The 638-nt window shown below is 49.2% G+C and carries 1 protein-coding gene and 1 pseudogene; both read right to left on the reverse strand.

All coding sequences use genetic code 11. The annotated features are described in order from the left end of the window. Positions 1-198 (reverse strand): DUF2955 domain-containing protein (locus R8O10_RS25825; protein ID WP_318192041.1); only part of this gene is annotated, 198 nt, incomplete at its 3' end. 12 nt (positions 199-210) lie between these two features. Further along, positions 211-638 (reverse strand): annotated as a pseudogene (locus R8O10_RS25830) (HlyD family secretion protein); the annotation flags it as partial.

The following is a 638-nucleotide window of genomic DNA, read 5'->3' on the forward strand; positions in this document are numbered from 1 at the left end:
GGAGAAGATTAACTGTCTTGATGCATGCAAGTTCACTACTGGTACCATACCGAGCAAAAGCATGGGTGTTACGGTGAAAAACACACCGTAGTTCCAGCCAAACAGCTTACACAGTGTAAAGCCGATGGTTGCGCCAGTTGCTATGCGTAGGCATTGTCTGAAATCGTTCTCAGACATGGGGTGGTCCCATAATTTCATACCACCTCCCAATTAATAGATGTAATGCAAAGTACTCAAAAAACGAATTTGCAGACGAGCCAGCCAACCTGAAATCATGTTATCAGGCAATAGTTGTACCGTCGCACGAGCACCCGCCGGGAAAGCTTGTGGCTGTTCGTTGATAGACAAATGCAATCTCAAACGCTGAGCATCCCTCACCCAGCGGTTGGAATCTGTTGGTGTCGCGAGGCGGCCGTCTGCATCAAATTGACCCGAGCTTACCCCGGCATCCAAGCTGGTAATGCGGGCTTCAAAAACCTCTCCGGGCAAACTATCAAAGGCCACCAGTGCTCGACTATCTCGGTTAAAATGACGCAAACTTTTCTCGCGAAAGTCCGCAATAATATCAACTTGATCCGAAACCAGTGCGATAAGTGGCGTCCCCGCAGCGGCGTAAGCACCTGTCTCTAACTGCAAGT

Origin of the sequence: Vibrio sp. 1727, assembly GCF_033344415.1 — a bacterium.
In the GTDB taxonomy this organism is placed as follows: domain Bacteria; phylum Pseudomonadota; class Gammaproteobacteria; order Enterobacterales; family Vibrionaceae; genus Vibrio; species Vibrio alginolyticus.